This is a genomic window from Streptomyces sp. NPDC059832 (genome assembly GCF_042731715.1).
Taxonomy (GTDB): Bacteria; Actinomycetota; Actinomycetes; order Streptomycetales; family Streptomycetaceae; genus Streptomyces.
In genome coordinates this window covers 108,559-133,880 of sequence record NZ_JBHWIY010000018.1, presented here as the reverse complement: position 1 = coordinate 133,880, position 25,322 = coordinate 108,559, and the positions used below count along the sequence as shown (strand labels likewise).

Sequence of the window (25,322 nt, the reverse complement as noted above, 5' to 3'; positions counted from 1 at the left end):
CGGATGCCCCGAGTCACACCATGCCTACGTCACTTTCACGGTCGAGTCGGAGGACGGGGCCGGCCCCGACGTCGCGGTCGCTCGGCGCCCGAAGTGGTCGATCCATTTCTGGAGGATCTCCGGGGAGCGGGGCGAGTGGGGGGGCGTGCCAGGGGACGGGCACGGTGAGGGTGGCGAGTTGCTGCTCCAGGTGGTCGGCCAGGTGGGCGCGGCCGGTGTCCCTGAGGTGCTGGGCGTACGGGCCGGGCTGGTTGTAGTAGATGGGCCCGGTCTGGAGGTTGGCCTGCATGGGGTCGGGCAGGCAGCCTGGCCGGCCGGCGTACTCGTGCCACCACTCGGTGAGATGGGAACGCATCCGCGTGGCGAGTTCCGGCTCCTCATCGATGAGGTTGCGGGTGAGGTAGGGGTCCTCGGCGAGGTGGAAGAGCTGTTCCCACTCGGTGCGGAAGGTGCCCGGGTGGTAGGTGCGGATGTACAGATGGTCGCGCGTACGGACCGCCCGCTGGTAGGTCATGGCACCGTGTCCGAGGACCAGGTACTCGCGGGACTCGATCTGTTCGCCGCGCAGGGCGGCGGCGAAGGAGGTGCCCTGCCAGCCGGCGGGTTTGTCCAGGCCGACGAGTTCCGCGAGGGTCGGAGCCAGGTCGATGTTGTAGAGAAGCGCGTCGTTGTGGCGGGCCTCGGCGGGCAGTTCGTCGGTGAGGCCGGGCCAGTAGACGACGAGGGGGAGCCGGTGCACGGGTTCGCCGGCCATGCCGTGCTCGGCGTACATGCCCAGCTCGCCGAAGGACTCTCCGTGGTCGGCGCTGACGATCACGGCGGTGTCGTCGGCGATGCCCAGCTCCTCCAGGGTGTCCATGAGCAGCCCGAAGTAGTGGTCCCAGTAGCTGATGGCCCCGTCGAAGCCGTTGATCAGGTGCTCGAAGTCGGCCCGTGAGGCCACCGCGTCGGGCATGTTGTGGGGCACGGGGGAACCGCCGCCGGGGTTCTTCAGCGAGTGGTGGAGGTCCAGGGCGCTGCGCGGTCCGTAGATCTCGGCGTGTGCGGCGATGGTCTCCTCGTCGGGCCACGCCTGCACGGGCCCGGAGGCGGCCATCATCTCGGTCCACTCGGCAGGCTGGGTGTAGTTGGTGTGCGGCTCCCAGGAGGTGAGGTGGAGGTACCAGTTCTCCTCGTCCTTGTGCCGCTGCAGCCAGTCGACGGCAGCACGGTTGATGTCGGGGGCCTCCTCGTCGCCCCAGTTGGCGCTCGCGCGGATCGACTCGCGGAAGTTCCCGTGGAAGAAGTACGCGCGGTGCCGTTCGGCGAAGACGGAGATCGAGGCGGTGTAGTGGTCGCCCCAGCCGAGCCACTGGCCGAGCAGCGGCCGGTCCGGCTCGGGGCCGTGCCCCGCTTCGAGGCGGAACTGGGCGTCGGCGCCGTAGTGGCCGATCACTCCGTTGGTGATGTCGAACTGACCGCTCGTCAGCGCTGCCCGGGAGGGCAGGCAGGGTGAGTCGGAGCAGTAGTAGCGGTCGAAGACGACCGACTTGTCGGCGAGCCGCTGGAGGTTCGGAGTGGTCGGACGGTGATAGCCGTAGGGGGTGGTGTGGTCGGCGCGGAGGGTGTCCACGTCCACGTAGATGATGCGCAAGGCGAACTCCGATGGGACAGGGCCTCCCGGGCGGCGGCCCGGGATGGCGAAGGGGTGGAGGATCGGCGGGCCGGCCGCCGCCGGACGGCATCGGCACGGGAGAGGGGCCGTCCTTGCAGGCAGCGGTGGTCGATGCCGGCGTCAGGGGCTCCGCACACAGCGGAACCCCATGTTTCCGCCCGAGGACGCGACGTCGTTGGCCGTCCGGGCGGCGACGCGATAGCGGTTGCAGTACGACACGTGGCACATGTGGGAGCCGCCCCGCATGGCCTTCGAGGCACCCGTCGCGGGCCCCTGCGGGTCCATGGCCGGCACAGAGGTGTCGTGGCTGGTGGACCACCAGTCGGAGCACCACTCCCACACGTTCCCGGCCATGTTGTACAGGCGGTAGCCGTTGGGCTCGAAGGCGTCCACCGGGCAGGTGCCGCGGTAGCCGTCGGCCGCGGTGTTCCTGGACGGGAACTGCCCGCGCCAGATGTTGCAGCGGAACGTGCCGTTCGGGTCCAGTTCGTCTCCCCAGGGGTAACGGCGCTGCTCCAGCCCGCCGCGCGCGGCGTACTCCCATTCCGCTTCGGTGGGCAGCCCGTCCCGCGTGCTCCCCGGCCGCCGCCCCGTACCGGACGACCGCACACAGGAGATCCTCGACGCTGCGTCAACAGCCTTCGCGCGGCACGGTTACCGGGCCGCCAGTCTGCGCTCAATCGCCTCCGACATCGGCCTGAACCACAGCACCCTGCTGTACTGCTTCGGCTCCAAGGAAACCCTCCTCGAAGCGATCCTCAACCGCCGTGACCGTGACGCCGACACGGCCTACATGACTCCCGTCACCGCCTACGACAAGGTCGCCAACGTCTACCGCAGAGCCGTGTACAACGAAGCGGTCCCCGACCGCGTACGGCTCTACTCCGCCCTGCTGTGTGAGGCCATCGACCCCGGGCATCCCGCACATGCCCACTTCGCTCGCCGCTACGCCCGCGTCCTCGACACGCTCACCGACGAACTCCGCTCACTGCAGACCCAGAGGCTGATCCGGCCGGACCTGGATCCCCGGGCCGAGGCCGCCTGGTTCACCGCCCTGTGGGACGGACTGCAACTCCATGCCCCCTACGAAGGCGAACTCCATATCCCCGAGAGGCTGTTGCACGCGATCGACGGGCTCTTCGCCGACAGCGTCCCCCTTGAACGCCGCGCACAGTTGCTGACCACCGTCGCCTGAGTGGGATCGAGGACGGGAATCGGAGCGTCAGCCGCCGCACAATTCCCGGCCGTACTGTTCTGGTCCGTGGCTCACGCCGTGATCACAACGGTGGGTCCATGCGGCGGGTGGCGGCCGTACACACCGACACCACGCCGATGCCTCGCTGAAGCCGAGGGGGCCGTGATCGCATCCGGACGCGGAACGTACGATCGCCGGACAGGCGGGCCTGGGAGGGCGCAGTGGGACATTTCGAGGGCTTCGACATGGCCGGGTTCTGGGACGATTCGGCGTACGCGCTGGCGGAGTACGTGGAGGAGGCCCCACCCACCCGCGAGTCGATCGCGTCGGTGGAGCAGGAGCTCGGCGGATACCGTCTGCCCGACTCCTACATCGCGCTGATGACAGCGCACAACGGCGGCATCCCGAACCTGGACCACTTTCCCATGACCGAGCCGACCTCCTGGGCCGACGACCACATCGTGATCACCGGCATCAGGGGCGTCGGACGGACAAGGCCGCAATCGCTCGGCGGCGAGTACGGCAGTCGGTTCTGGATCGACATGTGGGAGTACCCCGAGATCGGTGTCTACTTCGCCGACACGCCATCGGCGGGCCACGACATGCTCGCCCTCGACTACCGCGCGTGCGGCAAGGGCGGCGAACCGACCGTGGTGCACGTCGACCAGGAGGACGACTTCGCGATCACCCTGGTCGCGGAGAACTTCGAGGCCTTCGTCACGGGTCTGGTCGACGAGTCCGTCTACGACACCTCGGAGCAGGACCGGATCGACGCCCTGGCCACGGTGCGCGAGGGGAGCTTCTCCCCGGTGCTGCTGCGTGCATTCCGCGAGGTCGCCGACGTTCTGCCGGACGCGGAGCGGCGCATGCGGATACTCGGGGAGGCCGTCGTGCAGGACAAGGGGTTCTTCTCTCTGCACGCCGATGCGCGCTCCACGCTGATGTACGACTACCTGTTCTGGTTGTTCACCAGCTTCAACCAGGTCGGATCCTTCGAGCGATACGTCAGGACCCCTCCGCAGTGCGAGCGCTCCTACGCGCTGCCGGACTACGAACTCATGATCGTCTTCGGTCTCGTGGCCGAACCCTACGACTTCTGCACCGGCGGATACGCCCCCGGCTTCCTCGAAGACTGGTGGAACTCCCGTGTCGCCTCGGGTCTCATCTCCGAGACCGCCGACGGCTATCGGATGACGGATGCCGCTGTTGGCGCGCTGCTCGACGAACTCGCCGGCGTGGTCCGCGACCGGTAGCCGCGCTCGCCGGGCGACGGCGTGCCCGGACGATGGGACCGCACCGGCTCGGGATTCGCAGCTGCGGCGGTCAGTTCCCTTCGAAGACGGATCGGGTGCTGGTGACGACGGCGCATTTGCCGGCCGCCCAGCGCAGTGCCATCGCGTGGTCCTGGGCGGAGAAGTCGGCCACCGCGTCGGCCACCACGAACGCCTGGATGTCCTGCATCCAGGCGTCGCACGCGGTCATCAGGACGCCGATGTGGGCGTAGACGCCGGTGATGACGATCTGGTCGCGGCCCTGCTCGCGCAGCCTCTCCAGGAGATCGGTGCGGACGAAGCCGCTGTACTTCCACTTGGTGAGCACCGTGTCACCCTCGTCGGGTGCGACGGCATCCGCGATGGCGGCGGCGTTCGGGTCGGCCGGGAGGCCCGGACCCCAGAAGTCCTGTTGCAGACCGCGTTCGTCCGCACTCTGGCCGCCGGGCTGCGCGGTATAGAGCACCGGTACGCCGATACGCGTCGCCTCCTTCTTCAACTCTGCAACATGCGACAGAAGTTCGGGAATCGGCGAAGCCCGGCGGTCGTAGGCCGACAGGAAGTAGTTCTGCAGATCGTGGACGAGGAGCACCGCGCGCGCGGGGTCGACGGTCCACTCGACCCGGTTGGCGGGCAGCTCATCGGCGGTCGGCATGGGGTACGGGGCAATGGCGGGCAGGGCCATGGTGCTGGGATTCCGTTCGGAGTCGAGGGGAGGCCGGGCAGGGGCGGCGGGCCCGGCAGGGTTCAGGCGTTCGGGGCGGCGGATGCGCTGCGGGCCGCGGCGGTCCGCAGGTCCTGCTTGGAGATCTTCCCGACACCGGTCTGCGGGAACGCGTCCACGAACTCGACCCGGTCCGGCACCTTGTACGCCGCCAGGCCCCGCTCCCGTACGAACCGTTTGATGGCCACCGGCTTCAGCGGACCCGCGGCCGGGCGCAGGATCACGTACGCGCGGATGCGTTCGCCCAGGTACGGGTCGGGCTCGGCCACCACATTGGCGTCGTGCACGGACGGGTGGGCGAGGATGTGGTTCTCCACCTCCTCCGCGGCGATCTTCTCGCCGCCCCGGTTGATCTGGTCCTTGGCGCGTCCCTCGACGACGATGTGCCCGCTCCCGGTGACCCGCACGACGTCGCCCGTGCGGTAGAAGCCGTCCTCGGTGAATGAGCGGGCGTTGTGTTCCGGTGCCCGCCAGTAGCCGCGGATCGTGTAGGGCCCCCGGGTCAGCAGATGGCCCGTTTCGCCCGGTGCGACCTCGCGGTCCTCGTCGTCGACGACCAGAATCTCGTCGTCCGGCGAGATGGGCCGCCCCTGGGTGGTGACGATCACCTCGTCCGGGTCGTCCAGCCGGGTGTAGTTGACCAGTCCCTCGGCCATCCCGAAGACCTGTTGCAGGGTGCAGCCGAGCGCCGGCCCGACCCGCCGCGCCGCCTCCTCGCTGAACTTGGCGCCACCCACCAGCAGGACGTCGAGGCTGCCGAGGTCGTGCGTAGCGGCGGTCGCCGCCTGGGTCCACAACAGGGCCAGCGGCGGGACCAGCCCGGTGAGGGTGACCCCCTCCCGCTCGATCAGCGGGAAGGCCACCTCGGGCGAGGGCTGCGGGCACAGCACCACGCGTCCGCCGGCGTGGAGTGTGCCGAGCGAGCCGGGGGAGGAGAGCGGGAAGTTGTGGGCGGCGGGCAGCACGCAGAGATACACGCTGTTCTCGTCGACCCCGCAGATGTCGTTGGATCCGCGCAGCGAGTAGATGTAGTCGTCGTGGGTGCGCGGAATGAGTTTCGGTATGCCGGTGCTGCCGCCGGAGAGCTGGAGGAAGGCCAGGTCGTCCGGGCGCGGAGCGGCGTGGCTCACCGGATCCTCCGCCACGTCGGACAGCGCCTCGAATTCGCCCGGGTCCCCGGCGGCGACGAACACATGCCGCAGGGTGCGCGCTCCGGCGCGGGTCCTCGCCGCCAGCTCACGGTAGTCGTAGCCGCCGTGTTCCGCCGCGATGACGTACGCGACCGCCTCGGTGAACTCGCAGAAGTACGCGATCTCCGTCTCGCGGTGGGCCGGCAGCGCGAAGACGGGCAGCGCGCCGATCCGGAACAGTGCGAAGACGACCTCGAAGAACTCCGCGATATTGGGCAGTTGCACCACCACACGGTCGCCCCTGGTGATGTTCCGGGCGAGGAAGCCCGCGGCCAGCCGGTCGGCGCGCCGGTCCAGTTCCGCGTAGCTCCACCGGCTTTCCGCGACGGGATCGACCACGGCGATCCGGTCCGGGTGCGCCTCGGCGCGCTCCCGGAGCATGGAGCCGAACGTCTCTCCGCGCCACCAGCCCGCAGCCCGGTACCGTTCGGCGAAATCGGACGGCCAGGTGGGCGCGTCGTCGAGGCTCACAGCTCGGCTCCCAGGGCGCCGAGGAACGTGCGGAACTTGGCTGCCGTCTCGGCGGTCTCCGCCTCGGGCTCGGACGCCGCCACGATGCCGGCTCCCGCATAGAGGCGCAGCGTGCGCTGCTCGGCCTCGGCGCAGCGGATCGTGACGACCCACTCACCGTCACCGAAGGCGTCGCCCCAGCCCACCACCCCGGTGAAGAACCCGCGGTCGAACGGCTCGGTCTCCGCGATGACCTGACGTGCTGTCGCGGTGGGGGTGCCGCACACGGCGGGAGTCGGATGCAGGGCATGGGCGAGAGCCAGGGCCGAGGTGTCGGGGGAGGCGAGCGTGCCGGTCACCGTGGTGGACAGGTGCCACATGGTGGCGGTGCGGATCAGTGTCGGCCGGGCCGGGACGGTCAGCTCCGTGCAGTGCGGGGCCAGGGCCTGGTGGACGGCATCCACGACGACGGCGTGCTCGTGCAGGTCCTTCACGGACTCCAGCAGCGCGGCGGCACGGCGGACGTCCTCGGCGAGGTCGGTGCTGCGCGGGGTGGACCCGGCGAGCGGATTGGCGACCACCTGCTGCCCCTGCCGGGAGACCAGCAGTTCCGGGCTGGCGCCGATGAGGGTACGGCCGACCCCGGTCGGCAGCGCGAAGGTATGGCCGACGGGGTCGCGGCGGGCCAGGCGCTGGAGCATTGTGGGCAGGTCGAGAGGGACGGGGGAGGTGAGTTCGAGGGTGCGGGCGAGCACCACCTTGCTGAACTCGCCGCGCCACATGCGCTCCACGGCCGAGGCCACGCCCGCTCCGTAGACCTCGGGGTCGGGAACCGGGCGCATTCCCCAGTCCGCCGAGCCGGACACACCGACGGGCAGGGCGATCAGTGGGTCGGAGGCGAGCGGCGGCGCGACGCGCAGTGCTGCCGGCACGCTCAGGGCGGCCGGTGCCTCGTGGTCGAACGGGATGGCGCCGATGACCACGGGCGATGGCTGTCCGGCTGCGCCGGCTTCGGCCAGGGTGGCTCTCACCCGTTCGTCCAAGGGCCGCTCGTCGTGCGGCACAGGGCGTGCCGTACCGTGTGCCAGCAGGGTGCGGCCAGGGGTGGCGAGGAAGCGGTCCCCCGGTGTGTAGGCGTCCAGCAGCGAGGTGGCCGCGCCTACGGCCGGGTGGGTCGGATCAGCCGGGGGTACGTGCGTGGCGACCTGGGGTGCCGTCGACACGGGGGCTCCATTCTCGATGGTTCCGTCAGCGGGTGCGGTGGATGAGGTGGGATGGATGAGGCGTAGGGAAGAAGCGAGGACCGTTCAGCGCAGGGTGGCGCCGCCGTCGACGTACAGCTCCTGCAGAGTGATGTGGCGGGCGCGGTCGGAGGCGAGGAAGGCGACAGCCTCGGCGATGTCCTCGGGGGCGGCGATGCGGCCCAGCGGTATGCCGGTGCGGTAGGTCGCCGGGTCCCCGTCGATGACACGCTGCCCGGCGCCGGAGCCGGTCCACAGCGCGCGTTGCATCGCCGTGTCGGTGGAGCCGGGTGCGACGACGTTGCAACGCACGCCGCTGCGGGCGAGTTCGAGGCCCAGACACTTGGTGAACATGGCGGCCGCCGCTTTCGACGCGGCGTAGGCGGCCATGCCGGTGCGAGGAACACCGGCGGCGTTGGAACCTACGGTGATGACGCAGCCGTTGCCCCGGCCGGCCATCAGTGGTGCGAGGGTCTGCGAGACGTGGAAGACACCGCTGGTGTTCACCGCGAAGGTGTCCGACCAGTCCTGCGCGGAGAGTTCGGTGGCGGGGCCGGTGCGAAGGATGCCCGCGACGTTCACGAGGACGTCGACGGGGCCGAGTTCGCGCTCGGCACGTGCCACGGTGCGCTCCACCGAGGGCCGGTCGGTGACGTCCATGACGTACGGCTCCAGGCGACCCACCGAGCAGTCGCTGCCCGGGGTCTTCCCCTGTCGCCGATTCCACTGTGCGGCCAGGGCGTCGATGCCGTCCCGCGCGCGGTCGGTGGCGGCGACCCGGGCGCCGAGGGTGGCGAACAGCTCGGCGACAGCCGCCCCGATGCCTTGTGCGGCACCGGTCACCAGGACAGTGCGGCCGTCGAACTCGCCGCTTCTGCCCGGTATGTGCTCAGGCATGAGCAACCTCCTGTGGGAAAGTTAGGTAAGGGTAACCTAACTTATATTCGCCGGAGAGGTGCCTCGATGGAGCCGCGCGGCGGTGGACGGGCGGTCGTGCGGGCGGAGTTGGGGCGGGAGCGTCGCGCGGTGCCGGGTCCGCGTTCATGTACTCAGCGTCAATAAATTAGGTTAGCCTTGCCTTAGTTCGAGTTGTCCCGGCGCTGCCGCCGGTTCCTCCCGTTCTTCCCCGCACGCCATGACCGGGCGTACGTCACCCCTTGTCGTGACGTCGTGACCACCACCGCCGACGCGTCGACCGCGCCGTCGGCGTCCATCCCCGCAGGAGCAATCCGATGCATCAGACCTTGTCGCCCGAACGCGTCCGAGCGGACGTCGCGGAACTGCTCGACTGCGACCCCGCCGAGATCGCGCCCGATGAAAACCTGGTCGACCTGGGACTGGACTCGGTGCGGATCATGGCCCTGGTCGGGCGCTGGCGTGCCGCCGGGGCGGTCACACTGGAGTTCCCCGACCTGGCCGAGCAGCCCGAACTGGCCCACTGGACAACGCTGCTGACGGGAAACGCCGCATGAGCCGCATCGACCACCGGCACCGGCACCTGGACCGGATCGCGGAAGTCCGGGCGGGTCGCCACGCCGAGAAGGTGGGCTACCCGATCGGTATCCGGGCGACCGAAGTCGTACGCGTGGTCGCGGTCGGCGCCGGCCTGCTGCGGGTGACCCTGGGCGGGGCGGGTACCGAGGGGTTCGAGGCCCACTCGCCGGATGAACACGTGAAACTGATCTTCCCGGATCCGGACGGCACACGGCGGCTGCCCGAGCCGAACGGGGCGATGCTGCGCTGGCCGCGGCCGGCGCTCATCTCGCGGGAGTACACCGTGCGCCGTTACGACCCGGTCGCGGGCGAGATCGACATCGACATCGCCGAGCACGAGGGTGGCCTCGCGTCGGACTGGGCGCGTGCGGCCCGGCCCGGCGACATCATGCATGTCGCGGGGCCGCCCGGTGGACTGATCGTCCCGCACACCTACGACCGGTACCTGCTCGCGGGCGACATCACGGCCCTGCCCGCGATCGCGCGTTGGCTGGAGGAACTGCCCAGGAGCGCGAAGGGCTGGGCGTTCGTCGAAGTCGTCGACGCCGCACAGGAGATCGAGCTGTCCGCGCCCGACGGCGTCGAAGTGCGCTGGCTGCACCGCGGCGATCTGCCGGCGGGAACCGGCGACGCGCTGGCACGGGCCGTGACCGCCGTGACCGTGCCCGAGGGGGAACGCGTGTACGTGTGGATCGCGGGTGAGGCGGGCCAGATCAAGCCGCTGCGCCGCTGGGCCCGCGACGAGCTGCGGCTGGACAGCGCCGATCACGACATCACCGGCTACTGGAAGCGCGGCGTCGCCGACTTCGACGAGGACGACCACTGACCGGCCGGCCGGACCGGGGCAGGCGTGACGCCGCTTCCTGGTCGTTGCGCCCAAAGGCCATCGAGCAAGACAAGTCCCACGCAACCAGCAAGGAGCACTACATGTCCATACGCAGATCGTCCGGCCTGGTCGGCGCCGTGTCACTGGCCCTCGTCCTGGTCGGGTGCGGGTCGTCGTCGGAGGGCGGGTCGGACGCCTCGGACCAGGGGAAGACCCGGGTGTTCGCCGCGGACAACGGCAAGATCACCATCCCCGCCGACCCGAAGCGGGTGGTGGCCACCGGCTATGCCGTGCCCGTCATGATCGAGGCCGACGCGCCACTGGTCGGAATCTCGTCGTGGAAGCGCGGCGAGCCGATGATGACCGAGGAAGACCTGGCCACGTACAAGAAGCTCACCAAGGTGGCGGGCGAGCAGGCCGCCGAGACCAACTACGAGGCCGTCGCCGAGGCCGATCCCGACCTGATCGTCATCGGTGTACCCGCCCCGGTGCTCGGCGACATCGACATCAAGCGGCTGGAGTCCATCGCCCCGGTCGTGGCGATCGGCCCGACCGTGCCCTCCGCATGGCGCGAGCTGTCCCACAAGCAGGCCGACGCCGCGGGCGCACTCAAGCAGTTCGACGCCGCGAAGAACACGTACGAGGCCAGGGCCGCAGAGCTGTCCAAGAAGTACAAGGACGTACTGCCCCGGCTCAAGCTGGGTCATGTCGGCGCGTACGGTGAGGTCGCCAAGGGCACCTTCCAGCGCGAGTTCAACGGTTCGTGGGGCACCAACATCGCCGAGGACCTCGGCGCGACGTACTACGGCAAGGTCAAGGAGCCCGGCCCCGGCTCGCGCGCGGTCAGCGAGTACCCGTCCGTCGAGGAGCTCCCGGCCGCGTTCGGTGAGGCCGACGTCATGACCTACTCGGTCAACGCCGACGGCAGCATCCCCAAGTCCGTCCAGTACGTCCTGGACTCGAAGCTCTGGAAGAACCTGCCCGCCGTCAAGGCAGGGAAGGCCTTCCCGTTCCGCTACACCGAGGCCGCGACCTACGGCGAGGCCGTTCAGACCCTGGACGCGATCGACAAGTCGCTCGCTCCGCTGCTGAACCGGTGACCGTTGCGGGCCGCGCCTACCGGACGGCGGGAACCGGGCGGGCCGGGCCACAGATCTGCCTGCTCGTCGGCGGACTGCTGCTGCTGGCAGTGATCGCCGTGCTCAGCATGGGCGTCGGGGCCCGCCACGTTCCGCCCGCCGAGGTCGTACGGGCATGGTTCGACCACCAGGGCACCGACGACCGGGTGATCGTGCGCGACATCCGGGCGCCGCGCGCGCTGCTGGCCATCGCGGTGGGCGCCGCGCTCGCGGTGGCCGGCGCACTGATCCAGACGCTGGCCCGCAACCCGCTGGCCGAGCCCGGCATCCTCGGGGTCACCGCGGGCGCCGGGTTCGCCGTCACCGTCGGCTCGGCGCTCGGGCCGGCCGCCGGGCAGGCGGGCGAACTCGGCTTCGCGATCGGCGGATCCGTACTCGCGGCGCTGCTGGTCGCCGCGGTCGGGCAGCGCTCACCGCTGCGTCTGGTGCTCACCGGCGTGGCCCTGACCGCGGTGCTGGGCGGCGTCGCGCTGGGGATGCGGCTGATGCTCCCGGACGTCTTCGACGCCTACCGGTTCTGGTCGGTCGGGTCGCTCGCGGCCCGCGAACAGGCACCGCTGGCGCTGCCGTTGACCGCGATCGCCGTGTCCTTGCTCGGCGCGCTGCTGCTGAGCCGGGCGCTCAACGCCCTGACGCTGGGCGAGAGCGTGGCGCAGACACTGGGTGCGGGCGTGGGCCGGGTACGGGCCGCCGCCCTGGTGCTGATCACCGTGCTCAGCGGGGCGGCGACGGCGGTGGCCGGGCCGATCCTGTTCGTCGGGCTGATCGTGCCGCACCTGGTACGCAAGCCGGCGGCGGGCTCGGTGCCATGGCTGATCCTCTACACGATGGTGCTGGGACCGATCCTGCTGCTGGTCGCCGACATCGGGTCGCGGGTACTGCTGCCCACCGGCGAGGTGCCGGTGGCCATCGTGACCGCGTTCCTCGGCGGCCCCACGCTGATCTGGGCCGTTCGCCGCTACGGGGCGGGATCGCTGTGACCGCACTCGGATGGAGAGTCGAACGCCGCACGATGCTGCTCGTGGCGGTGCTGGTGACCCTGATGCTGGGCCTGGCCCTGCTCGGGCTGTGCTACGGCACGTCATGGTCCTCCCCCGGCAGGGTGTTCGCCGTACTGACCGGGGCGGAGCACTCCGTGGTGATCCGGGACTGGCGGTTGCCGCGGGTACTGGCCGGGCTGGTCTTCGGCGCCGCGCTCGGCGTGGCGGGGGCGATCTTCCAGAACCTCACCCGCAACCCGATGGGCAGCCCGGACGTCATCGGCCTCGACGCGGGCGCCTACACCGGCGCCCTGATCGCCATCACCGTGCTGTCGGGCACGTCCGCCCAACTCGCCGTCGGTTCGGTGCTCGGCGGGCTGGTCGTCGCGGCAGCGATCTACCTGCTGTCCTTCGAACGGGGCTTCTCCGGGATGCGGTTGGTGGTCATCGGAATCGCGTTCAACGCGATGGTGACCGCGATCAACTCGTGGATCGTGCTGCGCGCCGAGCTGGAGGTGGCGATCACCGCCGTCGGCTGGAGCGCGGGCTCGCTCAACGGCGTGGGCTGGGCCGACCTGGGGATTCCGTTCTCGGTGATCGCCGTGCTGCTGATCCTGATGACCACCCGGGCGCACGCCATGCACCAGGCCTCGCTCGGCGACGCGATCTCGGTGACCACCGGGGTCGGGCTCGACCGGCTGCGGCTGCTGATGGTGCTGGTCGGCGTCGGTTGTACGGCCACCGTGACCGCCGTGGCCGGCCCGATCGCCTTCATCGCCCTGGCCGCCCCGCAGATCGGCCGCAGGCTCGCGGGCGCGGCCGGAGTACCACTGCTCCCGGCCGCGCTGACCGGAGCGGTGCTGCTCCAGGGCGCCGACCTGATCGCCCAGATGCTGCTGGCGCCCGTCGCGCTGCCCGTCGGCGTGGTGAGTACCGCGATCGGCGGTTGCTATCTGATCTGGCTGCTGACCAAGGAGGTGAGGCGCGCGTGACCGCACGCCTGAGGGCGCGGGAGATCACCCTGCGCTACGGAGACCGGATCGTGGCCACACGTCTGAGCCTCGACGTCCCCGACGGTGCTTTCACCGCCGTCGTGGGTCCCAACGGCTGTGGCAAGTCGACCCTGTTGAGCGCGCTGGTCCGGCTGCTGCGCCCGGACTCCGGGCACGTGGAACTCGACGGCCGCGAGGTCGGCGGCTACGCGACCAAGGCACTGGCCAAGAAACTCGGCTTCCTGCCGCAGGACCCGCTGGCACCCGACGACATCAAGGTCCGGCAGCTGGTGGGCCGGGGGCGGTTCCCGCACCAGTCGATGCTGGCGCTGTGGTCGAGAGACGACGGGACGGCCGTCGACGCGGCGATGGCCGCCGCAGGCGTCGAGGACCTGGCCGACCGGCCGGTGCAGGAGCTGTCCGGCGGACAGCGGCAGCGGGTGTGGATGGCCATGGTGCTCGCCCAGCAGACGCCCTACCTGCTGCTCGACGAACCGACGTCGTTCCTCGACATCACTCACCAGTACCAGCTGCTCGGCCTGCTGGCCAGGCTGCGCAACGAGGGCCGCACGGTGGTCGCGGTCCTGCACGACATCAATCAGGCATGCCGGTTCGCCGACCACCTGGTCGCCATGAAGGACGGCCGGGTGGTCGCCGAGGGCGACCCCGGGGACATCGTGGACGCCGCGCTGATCAAGGACGTGTTCGACCTGCCGAGCGTCATCGTCCCCGACCCGGTGACCGGCACACCGATGGTCGTTCCCACACTTCAAGGAGAGTAAGTTGAGCCCCGCAAGCGTGCCCTCGGACGGCCTCCTCGCACTGACCGGCGCCCAGTTGGGCATCTGGAACGCGCAGCGCCTCGAACCCGACTCGCCGTACTACGTGGTCGGCGACGTGGTGGAGATATCCGGCGGCGAACCGATCGACACGCACGCGCTGGCCGAGGCGGTCCGGGCGACCACCGAGGAGGCCGAGACCCTCCGGCTACGGGTGTACGACACCCCGGACGGGCCGCGCCAGGCGGTGAGCGGGGAGCCGGTCGGGCTGCCCGAGGTGGTCGACCTCAGCGGCGCGGCCGATCCCGTGGCCGCGGCCCAGGCGTTCGTCGACGCCGAGCGGGAGCGGACCGCCGAGGCATGCCGGGGAATGGTGGACCGGCCGTTGTACGCACGCACCGTCATCAAGCTGTCCGACCGCGAGGTCTGGTACACCCAGCTCGGCCACCACCTGGTCTTCGACGGCTACACCGCCGCGATGCTCGCCCGCCGCACCGCCGCCCGCTACACCGCCCTGGTCCGCGGGACCGAGGTGCCGCGCTCGACCTTCGGCGGCTTCGCCGACCTCGTCGCCGCCGACCGGGCCTACCGGGACGGCGACCGGTTCGCCGAGGACCGCGCGTACTGGGTCGAGCGGTTCACCCCGCTGCCCGACCTCGGAGACCTCGGCGATCCCGGCACCGCCGCCGGTTCGCCCGGCCACACCCTGACCGCCCGTGCCGTCGTCACGCCCGACGAGACGGCCCGGCTCCGCGCGTTCGCCGACCGGGAGGGCGTCACCTGGGGCGAGGCGCTGATCGCCGGCTACGCCGCCTTCCTGCACCGCATGCTGGGCCGCACCGACGTGGTGTTCGCGCTGCCGCTGATGTGCCGGGCGGGCTCGACCGAGCTGCGCACCCCCTCCATGGCGGTCAATGTGCTGCCGCTGCGGGTGACCGTGCGCGGCGGGGACGGGCTCGGGGAGCTGAGCCGGCGGGTCGCCTCCGCCATGCGGGAGATGCGTGAACACCAGCGGTACCGGGGCGAGGACCTGCCGCGGGACCTCGCGGTGCCCGGCGCGGGCGCGCTGCTCCACGGGCGCGGCATCAACCTCAAGGCGTTCGACCTGACGATCGACTTCGCCGGGGCCGGCGGGGTGATGCGCAACGTCGCGGGCGGTCCGCCGGAGGACATGGGCCTGAGCGTCCTGCCGACCCGTGACGACGGGCTGCTGCTCGGCTTCGAGGTCGACGCCCGGTCCAAGGACCAGGCCGCGGTCGACAGCCTGCTCTCGGGGCTGCGCACACTGCTGTCCGGGCTGACCGACGGCCTGCCCGTCGGGCGCATCGCGCTGACCGGCGACGCGGACGGGCTGCCGGCCGACTGGTGCCCGCCCGCGCTGCCCGGTACGCCGGTGGACGTGCCGACCGCGTTCGACACGATGGTCGCCGCCGGTCCCCGGCGTACGGCCCTGGTGAGCGGTGACGACCGGCTGTCCGCGGCGGACCTGGCGGGCCGGGTGCACCGGCTGGCCCGCGCACTGCGGGCCCGCGGGATCGGGGCCGACGACGTCGTGGCGCTCGCGCTGCCGCGCTCGGCCGACTCGGTGGTCGCCCTGCTGGCGGTGCTGGACGCCGGCGCCGCGTTCCTGCCCCTGGACGCCGCGTATCCGCCCGAGCGGCTGCGCGTGCTGATCGACGACACCCGGCCCGCGCTGGTACTCACCGCCGGCGCGGTCGACGGGCTGCCGTGGAGCACCCTGCTCGGCGAGGCCGCCGGGCTGTCCGACGCACCCCTGACGGCCCATGAGCTCTCCGCGCCCCGGCACCCCGAGCACCTCGCCTACGTCATCCACACCTCCGGGTCGACCGGACGCCCCAAGGGCGTGCTCGGCCGGGTCGGCGGCCTGGCCGCGCTGCTGCACCACCAGCGGTCGACGGTCGTCGCCGAGGCCGAGCGGGCCGCGGGCGGACGGCTGCGCGCCGCCCACACCTACTCGTTCGCCTTCGACTCCGCCTTCGACCACCTGGTGTGGCTGCTGTGCGGGCACGAACTGCACGTCTACGACACCGACACCGCCCGCGACGCCGACGCCCTGCTCGCCGCGTACGCCCGCGACGGCATCGACATCGTGGACACCACCCCGTCGATGGCCTCGCCACTGGTCGACGCCGGCCTGCTGGACCTGCGGCCGACGCTGCTGGTCCTCGGCGGAGAGGCCACCCCGCCCGCGCTGTGGCGGCGGGTCGCCGGGTCCGGGACCACCGCGCGCAACATGTACGGGCCGACCGAGGCGACCGTGGACAGCACCACCGCGCGCATCGACGGCGACGAGCCGACGATCGGCCACCCGCTCGCGGGCACCCGGATCCGTGTGCTGGACAGCGCGCTTCACCCGGTGCCGCACGGCACGGTGGGCGAGCTGCACCTGGCCGGGCCGCACCTGGCCCGCGGCTACCTCGGCAGGCCCGGGGCGACCGCCGAGCGCTTCGTCGCCGACCCGTTCGGCGCGCCGGGTGAGCGGATGTACCGCACCGGCGACCTGGCCCGCTGGGTGCCCGGCCGGGGCCTGGAGTACCGGGGCCGGGGCGACGGACAGATCAAGATCCGCGGCCACCGGGTGGAGACCGGCGAGGTCGAGGCGGCGCTCGCCGCGGTGCCCGGGGTCACCGCGGCGGCCGCCGCGGTGCGGTCGTCCCGGCTGGTCGGCTACGTCGTGTCCGCCTCGGTCACCGGGGACGGGGCGCGTGCCCACCTGGCCGAGCGGCTGCCCGAGCACATGGTGCCCTCGACGGTGGTGGTGCTGCCCCGGCTGCCGGTCACACCCAACGGCAAGCTCGATCACGCCGCCCTGCCCGCGCCCGCGCTGCCCGGCGGCGGGGGCCGGGAGCCGAGCACCGAGCGGGAGCGGCTGCTGTGCGCGGTCCTTGCCGAGGCGCTCGATGCCGAACGGGTCGGCGTGGACGACGACTTCTACGCCCTCGGCGGGGACAGCATCACCGCGATCACCGTCAGCAGCAGACTGCGGGCGGCGGGCCTCGGACTGCGGCCACGGGACCTGCTGGCACGCCGCAGCTTCGCCGCTCTGGCAGCCTCCGCCGACCTGTTGGAGGAGGCTCCCGGCCCGGTGGACGACCCGATCGGGCCCGTGCCCGCTCCGCCGATCGCGCGCGGTCTGCTCGACCCGCACCCGAACGTGGACGTCGTCGCCGGATACGCGCAGTGGACCGCCCTGCGGGTCGACGAACTCGACCACGACGACCTGGTCACGGGCGTGCAGGCCGTGCTCGATCACCACGACGCACTGCGGCTGCGGGCAGGCGACGGCCTGGAGATCCTGCCCCGCGGCATGGTGCGGGCCGTCGTGGACGAGGTCCACGGCGAGGACGTGACCACCCTGGCCCGGCGGCTGGCCGAAGAACTCGACCCGCGGTCGGGCGACCTGCTGCGGGCAGCCCTGCTCCGTACCGGCGGCGACACGCCGGACCGGCTGGTCGTCGTCGTGCACCACCTCGCCATGGACGGCGTGTCCTGGCGCATCCTGCTGCCCGACCTGCACACGGCCTGCACGGGCGGCACCCTCGATCCGGTCGGGGCGTCCTGGCGGCGGCACGCCCTGCTCCTCGCCGGCCAGGGGGAATCCGGCGCGCGGCGCGGCGAACTCGATCACTGGCGGACCGCGCTCGGCTCCGCGTCCCGGCTGGGCGCCCGGCCGCTGGACCGGACGCGGGACACGGTGTCGACCGCGCACCGTTCGGTCACCGTGGCCTCGGCCGAGGCCACCGAGGCGCTGCTGACCACTCTGCCCGCGGCGTACCGCGCCGGTGTCGACGAGGTGCTGCTGGCCGCGCTCGTGCTCGCCCTGCGGGGCTGGGGCCTGCGCGGCGACGCGCTGACCGTTTCGATGGAGGGCCACGGCCGCGAACACCTCGACCTGTCCCGCACCATCGGCTGGTTCACCAGCGAGTACCCGGTGCGTGTGCCCGCTTCCGACGACGTGGGGCAGGCGCTCCGCGCCGCCAAGGAGGCCCGGCGCGGAGTCCCCGACGGCGGTGTCGGCCATGGCGTCCTGCGCTACCTCGACCCGGAGGCCGGCAGCGAGCTCGCGGCCACCCCGCCACCGGACGTGCTGCTCAACTACCTGGGCAGGTTCACCCCGTTGACCGGAACCGGATGGCACCTGCCGGAGCACGACGCCTTCTCGGTGACCGAGCCCGAAGCCAAGGCCCTGGAACAGGTGCTGGCCCTCAACTGCTTCGTCCACGAGGGGGACGAGCCACGGCTCGCCGTCGAGTGGACCGCCGCGACCGGGGTGCTCGGCACCGACGCCGTGGGGGCCCTCCAGCAGACCTGGGCCGCGGCTCTGGACGCGTTGGCCGCGCACGCGCTCCACACCCCGGGCGGGCTCACCCCGTCGGACCTGCCGCTGGTCGACCTCGACCAGGCCGCCATCGACGCCCTCGAACGCACCGGCCGTGTCGCCGACGTACTGCCCGCCACACCCCTGCAGGTCGGGCTGTCCTTCCACACCCTGGTCCGCGACGACCACGACACCGACGTCTACGTCGTCCAGGCCGTGACGACCCTGGCCGGCGAGCTGGAACCGGACCGGATGGCCGAGGCCGCACGCGAACTGCTGCGCCGCCACCCCGCTCTGCGCGTGTACCTCGGCACGGCCGGGGACGACGTGGTGCAGGTGATCCCCACCGACGTCGCCCTGGACTGGCGCGAGGACGACCGGTTCCCCGAAGCGGCCCGCGCCGATCTGGAGCGCCCCTTCGACCCGGCCCGGCCGCCGCTGATCCGCTTCCTGCTGTCCCGTGTCGGGCCCGCCGAGCACAAGCTGGTGATCACCAACCATCACGCCCTGCTCGACGGCTGGTCGATGCCGCTGGTCGGCCGCACCCTGCTCGCCATCTACGCCGAGCTGAGCGGCGGCCCCGCCGCACCAGCCGCCCCGCCGCTGTCGGAGTACTTCCGGTGGCTGGCGGGCCGGGACCGGCAGGCGTCGCTCGCCGTGTGGCGGGACGCGCTGGCCGGCGTCGACGACGCGACGCGGCTGGCACCCGCGAGCACCGGGGCCGACGTCGAACGCCCCGGCCGCGAGACCGTCGCGCTGGGCCGCGAGTTCAGTGACCGGCTGCGCGCGTTCGCCCGCGAGCGGGGCGTCACCCTGACGACCGTGTTCCAGACGGCGTGGGGGCTGCTGCTGGGCCGGCTCACCGGGCGTCGCGACGTCGTGTTCGGCTGCCCGGTGTCCGGGCGGCCCGCCGAGGTGGACGGCGTCGAGTCGATGATCGGCCAACTCGGCACCACGGTCCCGGTACGCGTCAGGCACACCCAGGACCGGACCGCGCTGGACCTCATGGCACAGGTGCACGCCGAGAGCGTCGTACTGGCCGAGCACCATCACGTCGGCCTGCCCGAGATCCAGCGGGCGGTGGGCATCGGCGAGCTGTTCGACACGATGCTGGTCATGGAGAACTTCCCGCTCTCCAGCCGCAGGCGCACTCCGCTCGCCCCCGGGCTCGACCTGGCCGGGGTGGACATCACCGACGCCACGCACTACGCGCTGACCGTCATCGTGATCCCGGACGAGGAGATCACGATCGGCCTCGGCTACCAGCCACGCGCCTTCGCCGGGGCGACCGTGCGCGACTACGGCCGCTGGCTCCACAACCTCCTGCGAGAGATCGTCGACGACCCGTCACGGCCCGCGATCCGGCTGCCCGCGCTGGATGCCGACGAGCGGGCGCGGATGCTGCGTACCGGCACCGAAGCCGTCCCCACCAGGGCCCGCGGCCACTGGCTGGAGGAGTTCGACGCCTGGGTGAGCCGCAAGCCCGACGCCGAGGCCCTGGTCTGCCGTGACCGCAGCCTCAGCTACGCCGACCTGGACCGGCAGGCCAACCGGCTCGCCCACGCGCTGATCGAGCGCGGGGTACGACCGCAGGACCCGGTCGCGGTCCTGCTCGGCCGCGACGTCGAGATGACCGTGGCACTGTTCGGCGTGGCCAAGGCGGGCGCCGTGTACGTACCGATGGACGTGAGCTACCCGCGCGAGCGGCTGGCCTACATGTTCGACGACATCGCCCCGGCCGCCGCCGTGACGACCGGCGCCGAACCGCCCGTCGACCGCGGCATCCCGATCCTGCGGCTGGACGACCCGGCCACACTCGCGTCCGCACCGGACACCGACCCGGCCGAGGCACGCGCCCGGCTCACCGAGGACGCGCTCGCCTACGTCATCTACACCTCCGGAACCACCGGGCGGCCCAAGGGCGTAGGCGTGACCCACCGGGGTGTGCCCGACCTGATCGCGCTTCAGGAGGAGGTCGTCGGGGTCACCGAGCACGACCGGTACCTGCACTTCGCGTCGACCGGCTTCGACGTCGCGTTCTGGCAGACCATGGTGCCGCTGCTCTCCGGAGGCACGTCCGTGATCGCGCCCGAGGAAGTGCGCGTCCCCGGCGACGAACTGCTCGACTACATCGTCGAGCACCGGGTGACCGGCGTGAACCTGCTTCCCTCGTTCCTGGCCGCGATGCCCGACGACCGCACCGTCGACCCCGACGTGTTCTTCGTCGTCGGCGCCGAGCGCCTCGACCCCGAGCTGGCGCGACGCTGGGGCCGGGGCCGCCGGGCGCTGTTCAACGCCTATGGGCCGACCGAGGTCACGATCAACTCCACTACCTGGCACTACGACCCGGACGACACCGGGCCGCTGCCGATCGGCCGCCCCGACCCCAATGTCCGCGCCTACGTCCTCGACGGCGGACTCCAGCCGGTCGGCGTCGGCGTGACGGGCGAGCTGTACCTCGGCGGGCCGAGCCTGGCCCGCGGCTACCTCGGCCGACCCGCCCTGACCGCCGCCGCCTTCGTGGCCGACCCGTTCGGCCCGCCGGGCGAACGGATGTACCGCACGGGCGACCTGGTGCGATGGCGGCCGGACGGACAGCTGGTGTTCCTCGGCCGCGCCGACCACCAGGTCAAGGTCCGCGGCTTCCGCGTCGAGCCGGGCGAGATCGAGTCCGCTCTGACCGGCCACCCCGACGTGCGCGCCTGCGCCGTGATCATGCGGGAGGGCAGGCTCGTCGGCTACGTCATCCCGACCGACGACGCCGACCTGGACACGGCACTGGTACGTGCGTACCTGGCCGAGGAACTGCCCGACCACATGGTGCCGACGGCGCTCGTCCCGATCGACCGGCTGCCGCTGAGCCCCAGCGGCAAGCTCGACTCCGCCGCGCTGCCGGCCCCCGGGACCACGGCCGCCGCACGGCGCGAACCCGCCACCGAGGCGGAGGCGGTGCTGCTCGGCGTGTTCAGGGACGTCCTGGGCACCGACGACATCGGCCCCGACGACAACTTCTTCGACATCGGCGGCGACAGCATCGTGTCGCTGCAACTGGTCTCGCGGGTCCGGCGCCAGGGACTCGGCCTGACCCCGAAGGACGTGTTCGAGGGGGAGACGGTCGCAGGCATCGCGGCGCGGGCCCGCGCCCTCGACGGCGGTGCGGCCCCCGCGGTCGGGGACGCGCCGCTGACCCCGGTCATGCGGGACCTGCTGCGCCGCTCCGGGGCGGCCGCCGACGGATTCTGCCAGTGGGTGGAGATCTGCGTCCCGCCCGGCGGCGACGAGACGACCTGGCAGGCCGTGCTCGACGATCTGCTGGCCCGACACGACGTGCTGCGGGCCCACCTGGCCGGCGACATGCTGCACATCCCGCCGGTCGGCGCGGTGACCGGCGCCGAGGTGCTGACCTGCGTACGGACGGCGGACGGCCTGCGGGCCACGGTCGACTCCGGGATCGCGGCCGCCCGGGAGTCGATGGACCCGCGCACCGGTCCTGTGCTGCGCGTGCTGTGGGTCGACGCGGGACCGGACCGGCCGGGCCGACTCGCCCTCGTCGCTCACCACCTGGTCGTCGACGGTGTGTCCTGGCGCGTCCTGCTGGACGACCTGGAACACGCGCACTCCGGCGGATCGCTGACCCGGCACGGCCAGTCGTTCCTCGGCTGGGCGCGTTCGCTGCGCGAGGCCGACCGGCGGGCCGAACTGCCGCACTGGCAGCGGATGAGCGCCACGCCGGCCCTCACCCGCCCGCTCGACCCCGCCCGGGACACCGTGGCCACCGCGACGCACCACGAGATCGCGCTCGACGCCGAGTCGACCCGCGCCCTGATCACGACCCTGCCGGCCGTCTACCGCACCACCCCGGACGCCGTGCTTCTGACGGCGCTCGCTCAGGCCGTACGGGCCTGGCGCGGGACGCCGGAGGTGCTGGTCGCGCTGGAGAGCCACGGCCGTCCGCGGGAGGTCGACCTGTCCCAGACCGTCGGCTGGTTCACCGCCGTCCATCCCGTACGGCTCGACGCGGGCGACGACGTAAGGGCGGTCAGGGAGCGGCTGCGCGCCCGGGGCGACGGCCTCGGCTACGGCATTCTCACCACGGCGGGCCTCCTGGACCCCGTGGAACCGGAGATCGCCTGGAACTACCTCGGCCAGTACCCCGGAGCCCCGGACCGGGAGACGCCGTGGCAGGCGCCCCCGGACGCCGACCCGCTCGGTTCGGGCGGCTCCGACGCGATGCCCCTGCAGTACGGCCTGATGGTCAACGCCCTCGTGCGCGACGACGCGCTCGGGGTCCGGATCACCTGGCCGTCCGCGCTGTTCACCGCCGCCGAGGTCGAGGAGCTGGCCGAGAACCTGCGGACCGCGCTCCTGCGGATCGCCGCCGCACCGGAGATCGGGGCACTCGACCGGGACCGCCCGGTCGCCGACGTACAGCCGCTCACCCCGTTGCAGGAGGTGATGCTGCGGCACTCGCGTACCGAGCGCCCCGACCCGTACACCGTGCAGTCGGCGTTCTCCCTCGCCGGCCGGCTCGACACCGACGCCCTGCGGGCCGCGGGCGACGACCTGGTGGCCCGTCACCCGAACCTGGGCGCCGTGTTCCCCGCCTCCCTGGCGGTGATCCCCACGTCGCCCCGGCCGGACTTCCGCGTCTGCGACGGACCGGCCGAGGAGGTGCTGGCGGCCGACCTCGCCGAGCCGTTCGATCTCGCCCGGGGCCCGCTCCTCCGCCTCACCGTGATCCGGCGCGGCCCCGAGCGCGCCGACCTGGTCCTGACCAGCCACCACGTGCTCTCCGACGGCTGGTCGGCCCCGCGCATCCTCACCGAGCTGCTGGCCCTCTACACGGCGAGGGTGCGCGGCAAGGCTCCGGACCTGCCGGTCCCCGTGCCGTTCGCCGACTACCTGAGCTGGTGCGCCGAGCACGAGCCCGACCTCGGCGCCTGGGCGGCCGAGCTCGACGGCCTGCCCGAGGGCGACTACCTGGGCGGCGGCGAACCCGGTCCCGCGTGGCAGGAACCCGAGGTCATCGAGTTCGACGCGGCGCTGGTGGCCGGCCTCACGCGCCTCGCCGCCCGGCGCGGTCTGACCCGGAACACGCTGGTGCAGGGCGCGTGGGCGGTGCTGCTCGCGCGGCGTTCCGGTCATGCCGACGTCTGCTTCGGCGCGATGGTCTCCTGCCGGCCCCCGGAGCTGGAGGGCGTCGAGGAGATCATCGGGCTGCTGGCCAACACCGTGCCGGTCCGGGCACGGCTCGACGGCACGCTCGCCGACACCCTCGGCGAACTGCAGTCCCGGCAGCGGGCGCTGGTCGAGCACCATCACGTGGCCCTGTCCGACCTGGAGCGGCTGACCGGGCGGCGCAGGCTGTTCGACAGCCTGGTGGTGTTCGAGAACTACCCGGTCGACCCGGACCGCCTCCGCGAACCCGCCCCCGGGCTCACGGTCGTCGGAACCCGCTTCCGGGAGGCCACGCACCACCCCGCGACCCTGACCGTCATGCCGGACGGCGACGGGTGGACCGGCGTGCTCGCCCACCGGGCCGGCACGGACGTCGACGGGCTCGCCGGGGAACTGCTCGACCTGCTCCGCACCCTGGACAAGCACCTCGACAACGACGTGCGCGACCTCCTGGAGGGCCGATGAGCCGGAACACCGCGCCGCCGGCCGAACGCGTGGACAAGCAGTTGCTGAGGACCGCGTTCATTCTGGTGCTCGGCACCTTCATGGCCACCCTGGACGCCACGATCGTCAGTGTCGGCATCGACAGCCTGACCCACGAGTTCGGCGCCTCCGTCGCCGAGATCCAGTGGGTCACCACGGCCTACCTGCTGGCCGTCGTCGCCGCCGTGCCCGCGTCCGGTTGGCTGGCCGACCGGTTCGGCGGCCGGCGGACGTGGCTCGTCGCCGTGGGCGTGTTCCTGCTCGGCTCGGTGCTGTGCGCGTCCGCCCGGTCGGTGACCGGCCTGATCGTGTTCCGGGTGATCCAGGGCCTCGGCGGCGGGCTGCTGCCCGCGACCGGGCAGGCGCTGCTGGCCCGAATCGCGGGCCCCGGCCGCACCGGGCGGGTGATCAGCGTCGTCGCGGTGGTCCCACTGCTGTCACCGGTGCTCGGCCCGCTGGCCGGCGGCTCCATCCTCGCGGTCGCGCCATGGCCGTGGCTGTTCCTGGTCAACCTGCCGATCGGCGCGGTCGCGGTCCTGCTCGCCCGCCGCCACGTGCCCGCGGTGCCGCCGTCGACCCGGCGGACGGCATTCGATCTGCGAGGAGCCCTGCTGCTGTCGCCCGGCCTGGCCGCGCTGGTGTACGGACTGACCGAGGTGGCCCACGGCCGCACCCTCCCGGCCGCGGTCGGCGTGTCCGCGGGACTGGCGATGCTGGCCGGCTTCACCGTGCACGGGCTGCGGACCCGCCGCACACCGCTGGTCGATCCCCGGCTGTTCGCCCGGCCGCCCTTCGGGGCCGCCGCCGTCGCGCTGCTCGTCCTGGGCGCCTCGGTGTTCGGCACGATGTTCCTGCTGCCGCTGTACTTCCAGACCGGCCGCGGAATGTCGGCGTGGGGGGCCGGACTCCTCCTGGCCCCCCAGGGGCTCGGTGCGGCGGCCGGGTCGGCACTGGTCAGCCGCACCATCGACGGAGTCGCACCGCGGACCCTCGTGGTCACCGGCATCGTGCTGATCCTCGCGGGTACGGTTCCGTTCACCCAGCTCGGCCACGGGGTACCGGACGCGGTGATCGCCCTGGCCCTCGCGGTCCGCGGCGTCGGGATGGCCATGGTCGGCGCGCCCGTGATGAACATCGTCTACAGCCGCATCGAACCCGAACACCTCCCGCGCGCGTCCGGAGCGCTCAACCTGCTCAACACCGTGGGCGGTTCGGTCGGCACCGCTGCCCTCGCCGTGGTCCTGCAGAACCGGCTGTCCACCCGCGGCCCGGACATCTCCGGGGCGTTCGGCGACACCTTCTGGTGGGTGCTCGGCTTCTGTCTGATCGCCGCCGCCGGAGCCACGAGGCTGCCCCGGACCGAGGTCGCGAAGTCATGACGTGACCG

The 25,322-nt window shown here is 72.3% G+C and carries 15 protein-coding genes and 1 pseudogene; 10 read left to right on the top strand and 6 right to left on the bottom strand.

All coding sequences use genetic code 11. The annotated features are described in order from the left end of the window. Nucleotides 1-13: 13 nt before the first annotated feature. Nucleotides 14-1,633 carry a sulfatase gene (locus ACFV8T_RS28385; protein WP_385332800.1) on the bottom strand — a complete coding sequence of 540 codons (1,620 nt, stop codon included), beginning with the start codon at nt 1,631-1,633 and terminating at the stop codon, nt 14-16. Nucleotides 1,634-1,774: 141 nt separating this feature from the next. Continuing rightward, a pseudogene (locus ACFV8T_RS28380) lies at nt 1,775-2,215 on the bottom strand (formylglycine-generating enzyme family protein); the annotation flags it as partial. A gap of 10 nt (nt 2,216-2,225) precedes the next feature. On the opposite strand from ACFV8T_RS28380, the gene ACFV8T_RS28375 reads away from it, so the two are divergent. Both ACFV8T_RS28375 and ACFV8T_RS28370 read left to right on the top strand, forming a co-directional pair. Next, complete coding sequence (locus tag ACFV8T_RS28375; RefSeq protein WP_385332797.1) at nt 2,226-2,849, top strand: TetR/AcrR family transcriptional regulator; 624 nt, start codon at nt 2,226-2,228, stop codon at nt 2,847-2,849. 221 nt (nt 2,850-3,070) lie between these two features. Next, nucleotides 3,071-4,102, top strand: a complete 1,032-nt coding sequence (locus tag ACFV8T_RS28370) for an SMI1/KNR4 family protein (RefSeq protein ID WP_385332794.1) — start codon at nt 3,071-3,073, stop codon at nt 4,100-4,102. 70 nt (nt 4,103-4,172) lie between these two features. On the opposite strand, the gene ACFV8T_RS28365 is transcribed toward ACFV8T_RS28370, so the two are convergent. From ACFV8T_RS28365 to ACFV8T_RS28350, 4 genes are all read right to left on the bottom strand, one after another. Continuing rightward, nucleotides 4,173-4,805, bottom strand: coding sequence for an isochorismatase family protein (locus ACFV8T_RS28365; RefSeq protein WP_385332791.1), 633 nt, complete (start codon nt 4,803-4,805; stop codon nt 4,173-4,175). 62 nt (nt 4,806-4,867) lie between these two features. Then, entirely contained in the window at nt 4,868-6,505 is a 1,638-nt protein-coding gene (locus ACFV8T_RS28360) for a (2,3-dihydroxybenzoyl)adenylate synthase (protein ID WP_385332790.1), read from the bottom strand. Continuing rightward, nucleotides 6,502-7,707, bottom strand: coding sequence for an isochorismate synthase DhbC (gene dhbC / locus ACFV8T_RS28355; protein ID WP_385332787.1), 1,206 nt, complete (start codon nt 7,705-7,707; stop codon nt 6,502-6,504). Before dhbC ends, ACFV8T_RS28360 begins: the two co-directional genes overlap by 4 nt. Nucleotides 7,708-7,791: 84 nt before the next feature. Continuing rightward, nucleotides 7,792-8,622, bottom strand: coding sequence for a 2,3-dihydro-2,3-dihydroxybenzoate dehydrogenase (locus ACFV8T_RS28350; protein WP_385332784.1), 831 nt, complete (start codon nt 8,620-8,622; stop codon nt 7,792-7,794). Nucleotides 8,623-8,957: 335 nt separating this feature from the next. On the opposite strand from ACFV8T_RS28350, the gene ACFV8T_RS28345 reads away from it, so the two are divergent. From ACFV8T_RS28345 to ACFV8T_RS28310, 8 genes are all read left to right on the top strand, one after another. Further along, nucleotides 8,958-9,197, top strand: coding sequence for a phosphopantetheine-binding protein (locus ACFV8T_RS28345; protein ID WP_385332781.1), 240 nt, complete (start codon nt 8,958-8,960; stop codon nt 9,195-9,197). Beyond that, nucleotides 9,194-10,045, top strand: coding sequence for a siderophore-interacting protein (locus tag ACFV8T_RS28340; protein WP_385332779.1), 852 nt, complete (start codon nt 9,194-9,196; stop codon nt 10,043-10,045). The genes ACFV8T_RS28345 and ACFV8T_RS28340 overlap by 4 nt, the downstream gene beginning before the upstream one ends. A 101-nt stretch (nt 10,046-10,146) precedes the next feature. Further along, on the top strand, nt 10,147-11,145 hold the full coding sequence (locus ACFV8T_RS28335; protein WP_385332777.1) for an ABC transporter substrate-binding protein: 999 nt from the start codon (nt 10,147-10,149) through the stop codon (nt 11,143-11,145). Further along, complete coding sequence (locus ACFV8T_RS28330; protein WP_385332774.1) at nt 11,142-12,164, top strand: FecCD family ABC transporter permease; 1,023 nt, start codon at nt 11,142-11,144, stop codon at nt 12,162-12,164. Before ACFV8T_RS28335 ends, ACFV8T_RS28330 begins: the two co-directional genes overlap by 4 nt. 32 nt (nt 12,165-12,196) lie before the next feature. Next, on the top strand, nt 12,197-13,156 hold the full coding sequence (locus tag ACFV8T_RS28325) for a FecCD family ABC transporter permease (protein ID WP_385332860.1): 960 nt from the start codon (nt 12,197-12,199) through the stop codon (nt 13,154-13,156). Beyond that, the gene (locus ACFV8T_RS28320) at nt 13,153-13,938 is read left to right on the top strand and encodes an ABC transporter ATP-binding protein (protein ID WP_385332772.1); all 786 of its coding nucleotides are present in this window, start codon (nt 13,153-13,155) and stop codon (nt 13,936-13,938) included. Before ACFV8T_RS28325 ends, ACFV8T_RS28320 begins: the two co-directional genes overlap by 4 nt. A 1-nt stretch (nt 13,939) precedes the next feature. After that, a complete protein-coding gene (locus tag ACFV8T_RS28315; RefSeq protein WP_385332769.1) occupies nt 13,940-23,917 on the top strand; it encodes an amino acid adenylation domain-containing protein in 9,978 nt (3,325 codons plus the stop codon). After that, complete coding sequence (locus ACFV8T_RS28310; RefSeq protein ID WP_385332766.1) at nt 23,914-25,314, top strand: DHA2 family efflux MFS transporter permease subunit; 1,401 nt, start codon at nt 23,914-23,916, stop codon at nt 25,312-25,314. The genes ACFV8T_RS28315 and ACFV8T_RS28310 overlap by 4 nt, the downstream gene beginning before the upstream one ends. The last annotated feature ends 8 nt before the right edge of the window (nt 25,315-25,322 follow it).

What these genes read in the sequence shown, in the direction of transcription:
- ACFV8T_RS28365 (WP_385332791.1), bottom strand. Translation starts at nt 4,805, where the DNA reads ATGGCCCTGCCCGCCATTGCCCCGTACCCCATGCCGACCGCCGATGAG.
- ACFV8T_RS28350 (WP_385332784.1), bottom strand. Translation starts at nt 8,622, where the DNA reads ATGCCTGAGCACATACCGGGCAGAAGCGGCGAGTTCGACGGCCGCACT.
- ACFV8T_RS28345 (WP_385332781.1), top strand. Translation starts at nt 8,958, where the DNA reads ATGCATCAGACCTTGTCGCCCGAACGCGTCCGAGCGGACGTCGCGGAA.
- ACFV8T_RS28340 (WP_385332779.1), top strand. Translation starts at nt 9,194, where the DNA reads ATGAGCCGCATCGACCACCGGCACCGGCACCTGGACCGGATCGCGGAA.
- ACFV8T_RS28335 (WP_385332777.1), top strand. Translation starts at nt 10,147, where the DNA reads ATGTCCATACGCAGATCGTCCGGCCTGGTCGGCGCCGTGTCACTGGCC.
- ACFV8T_RS28325 (WP_385332860.1), top strand. Translation starts at nt 12,197, where the DNA reads ATGCTGCTCGTGGCGGTGCTGGTGACCCTGATGCTGGGCCTGGCCCTG.
- ACFV8T_RS28310 (WP_385332766.1), top strand. Translation starts at nt 23,914, where the DNA reads ATGAGCCGGAACACCGCGCCGCCGGCCGAACGCGTGGACAAGCAGTTG.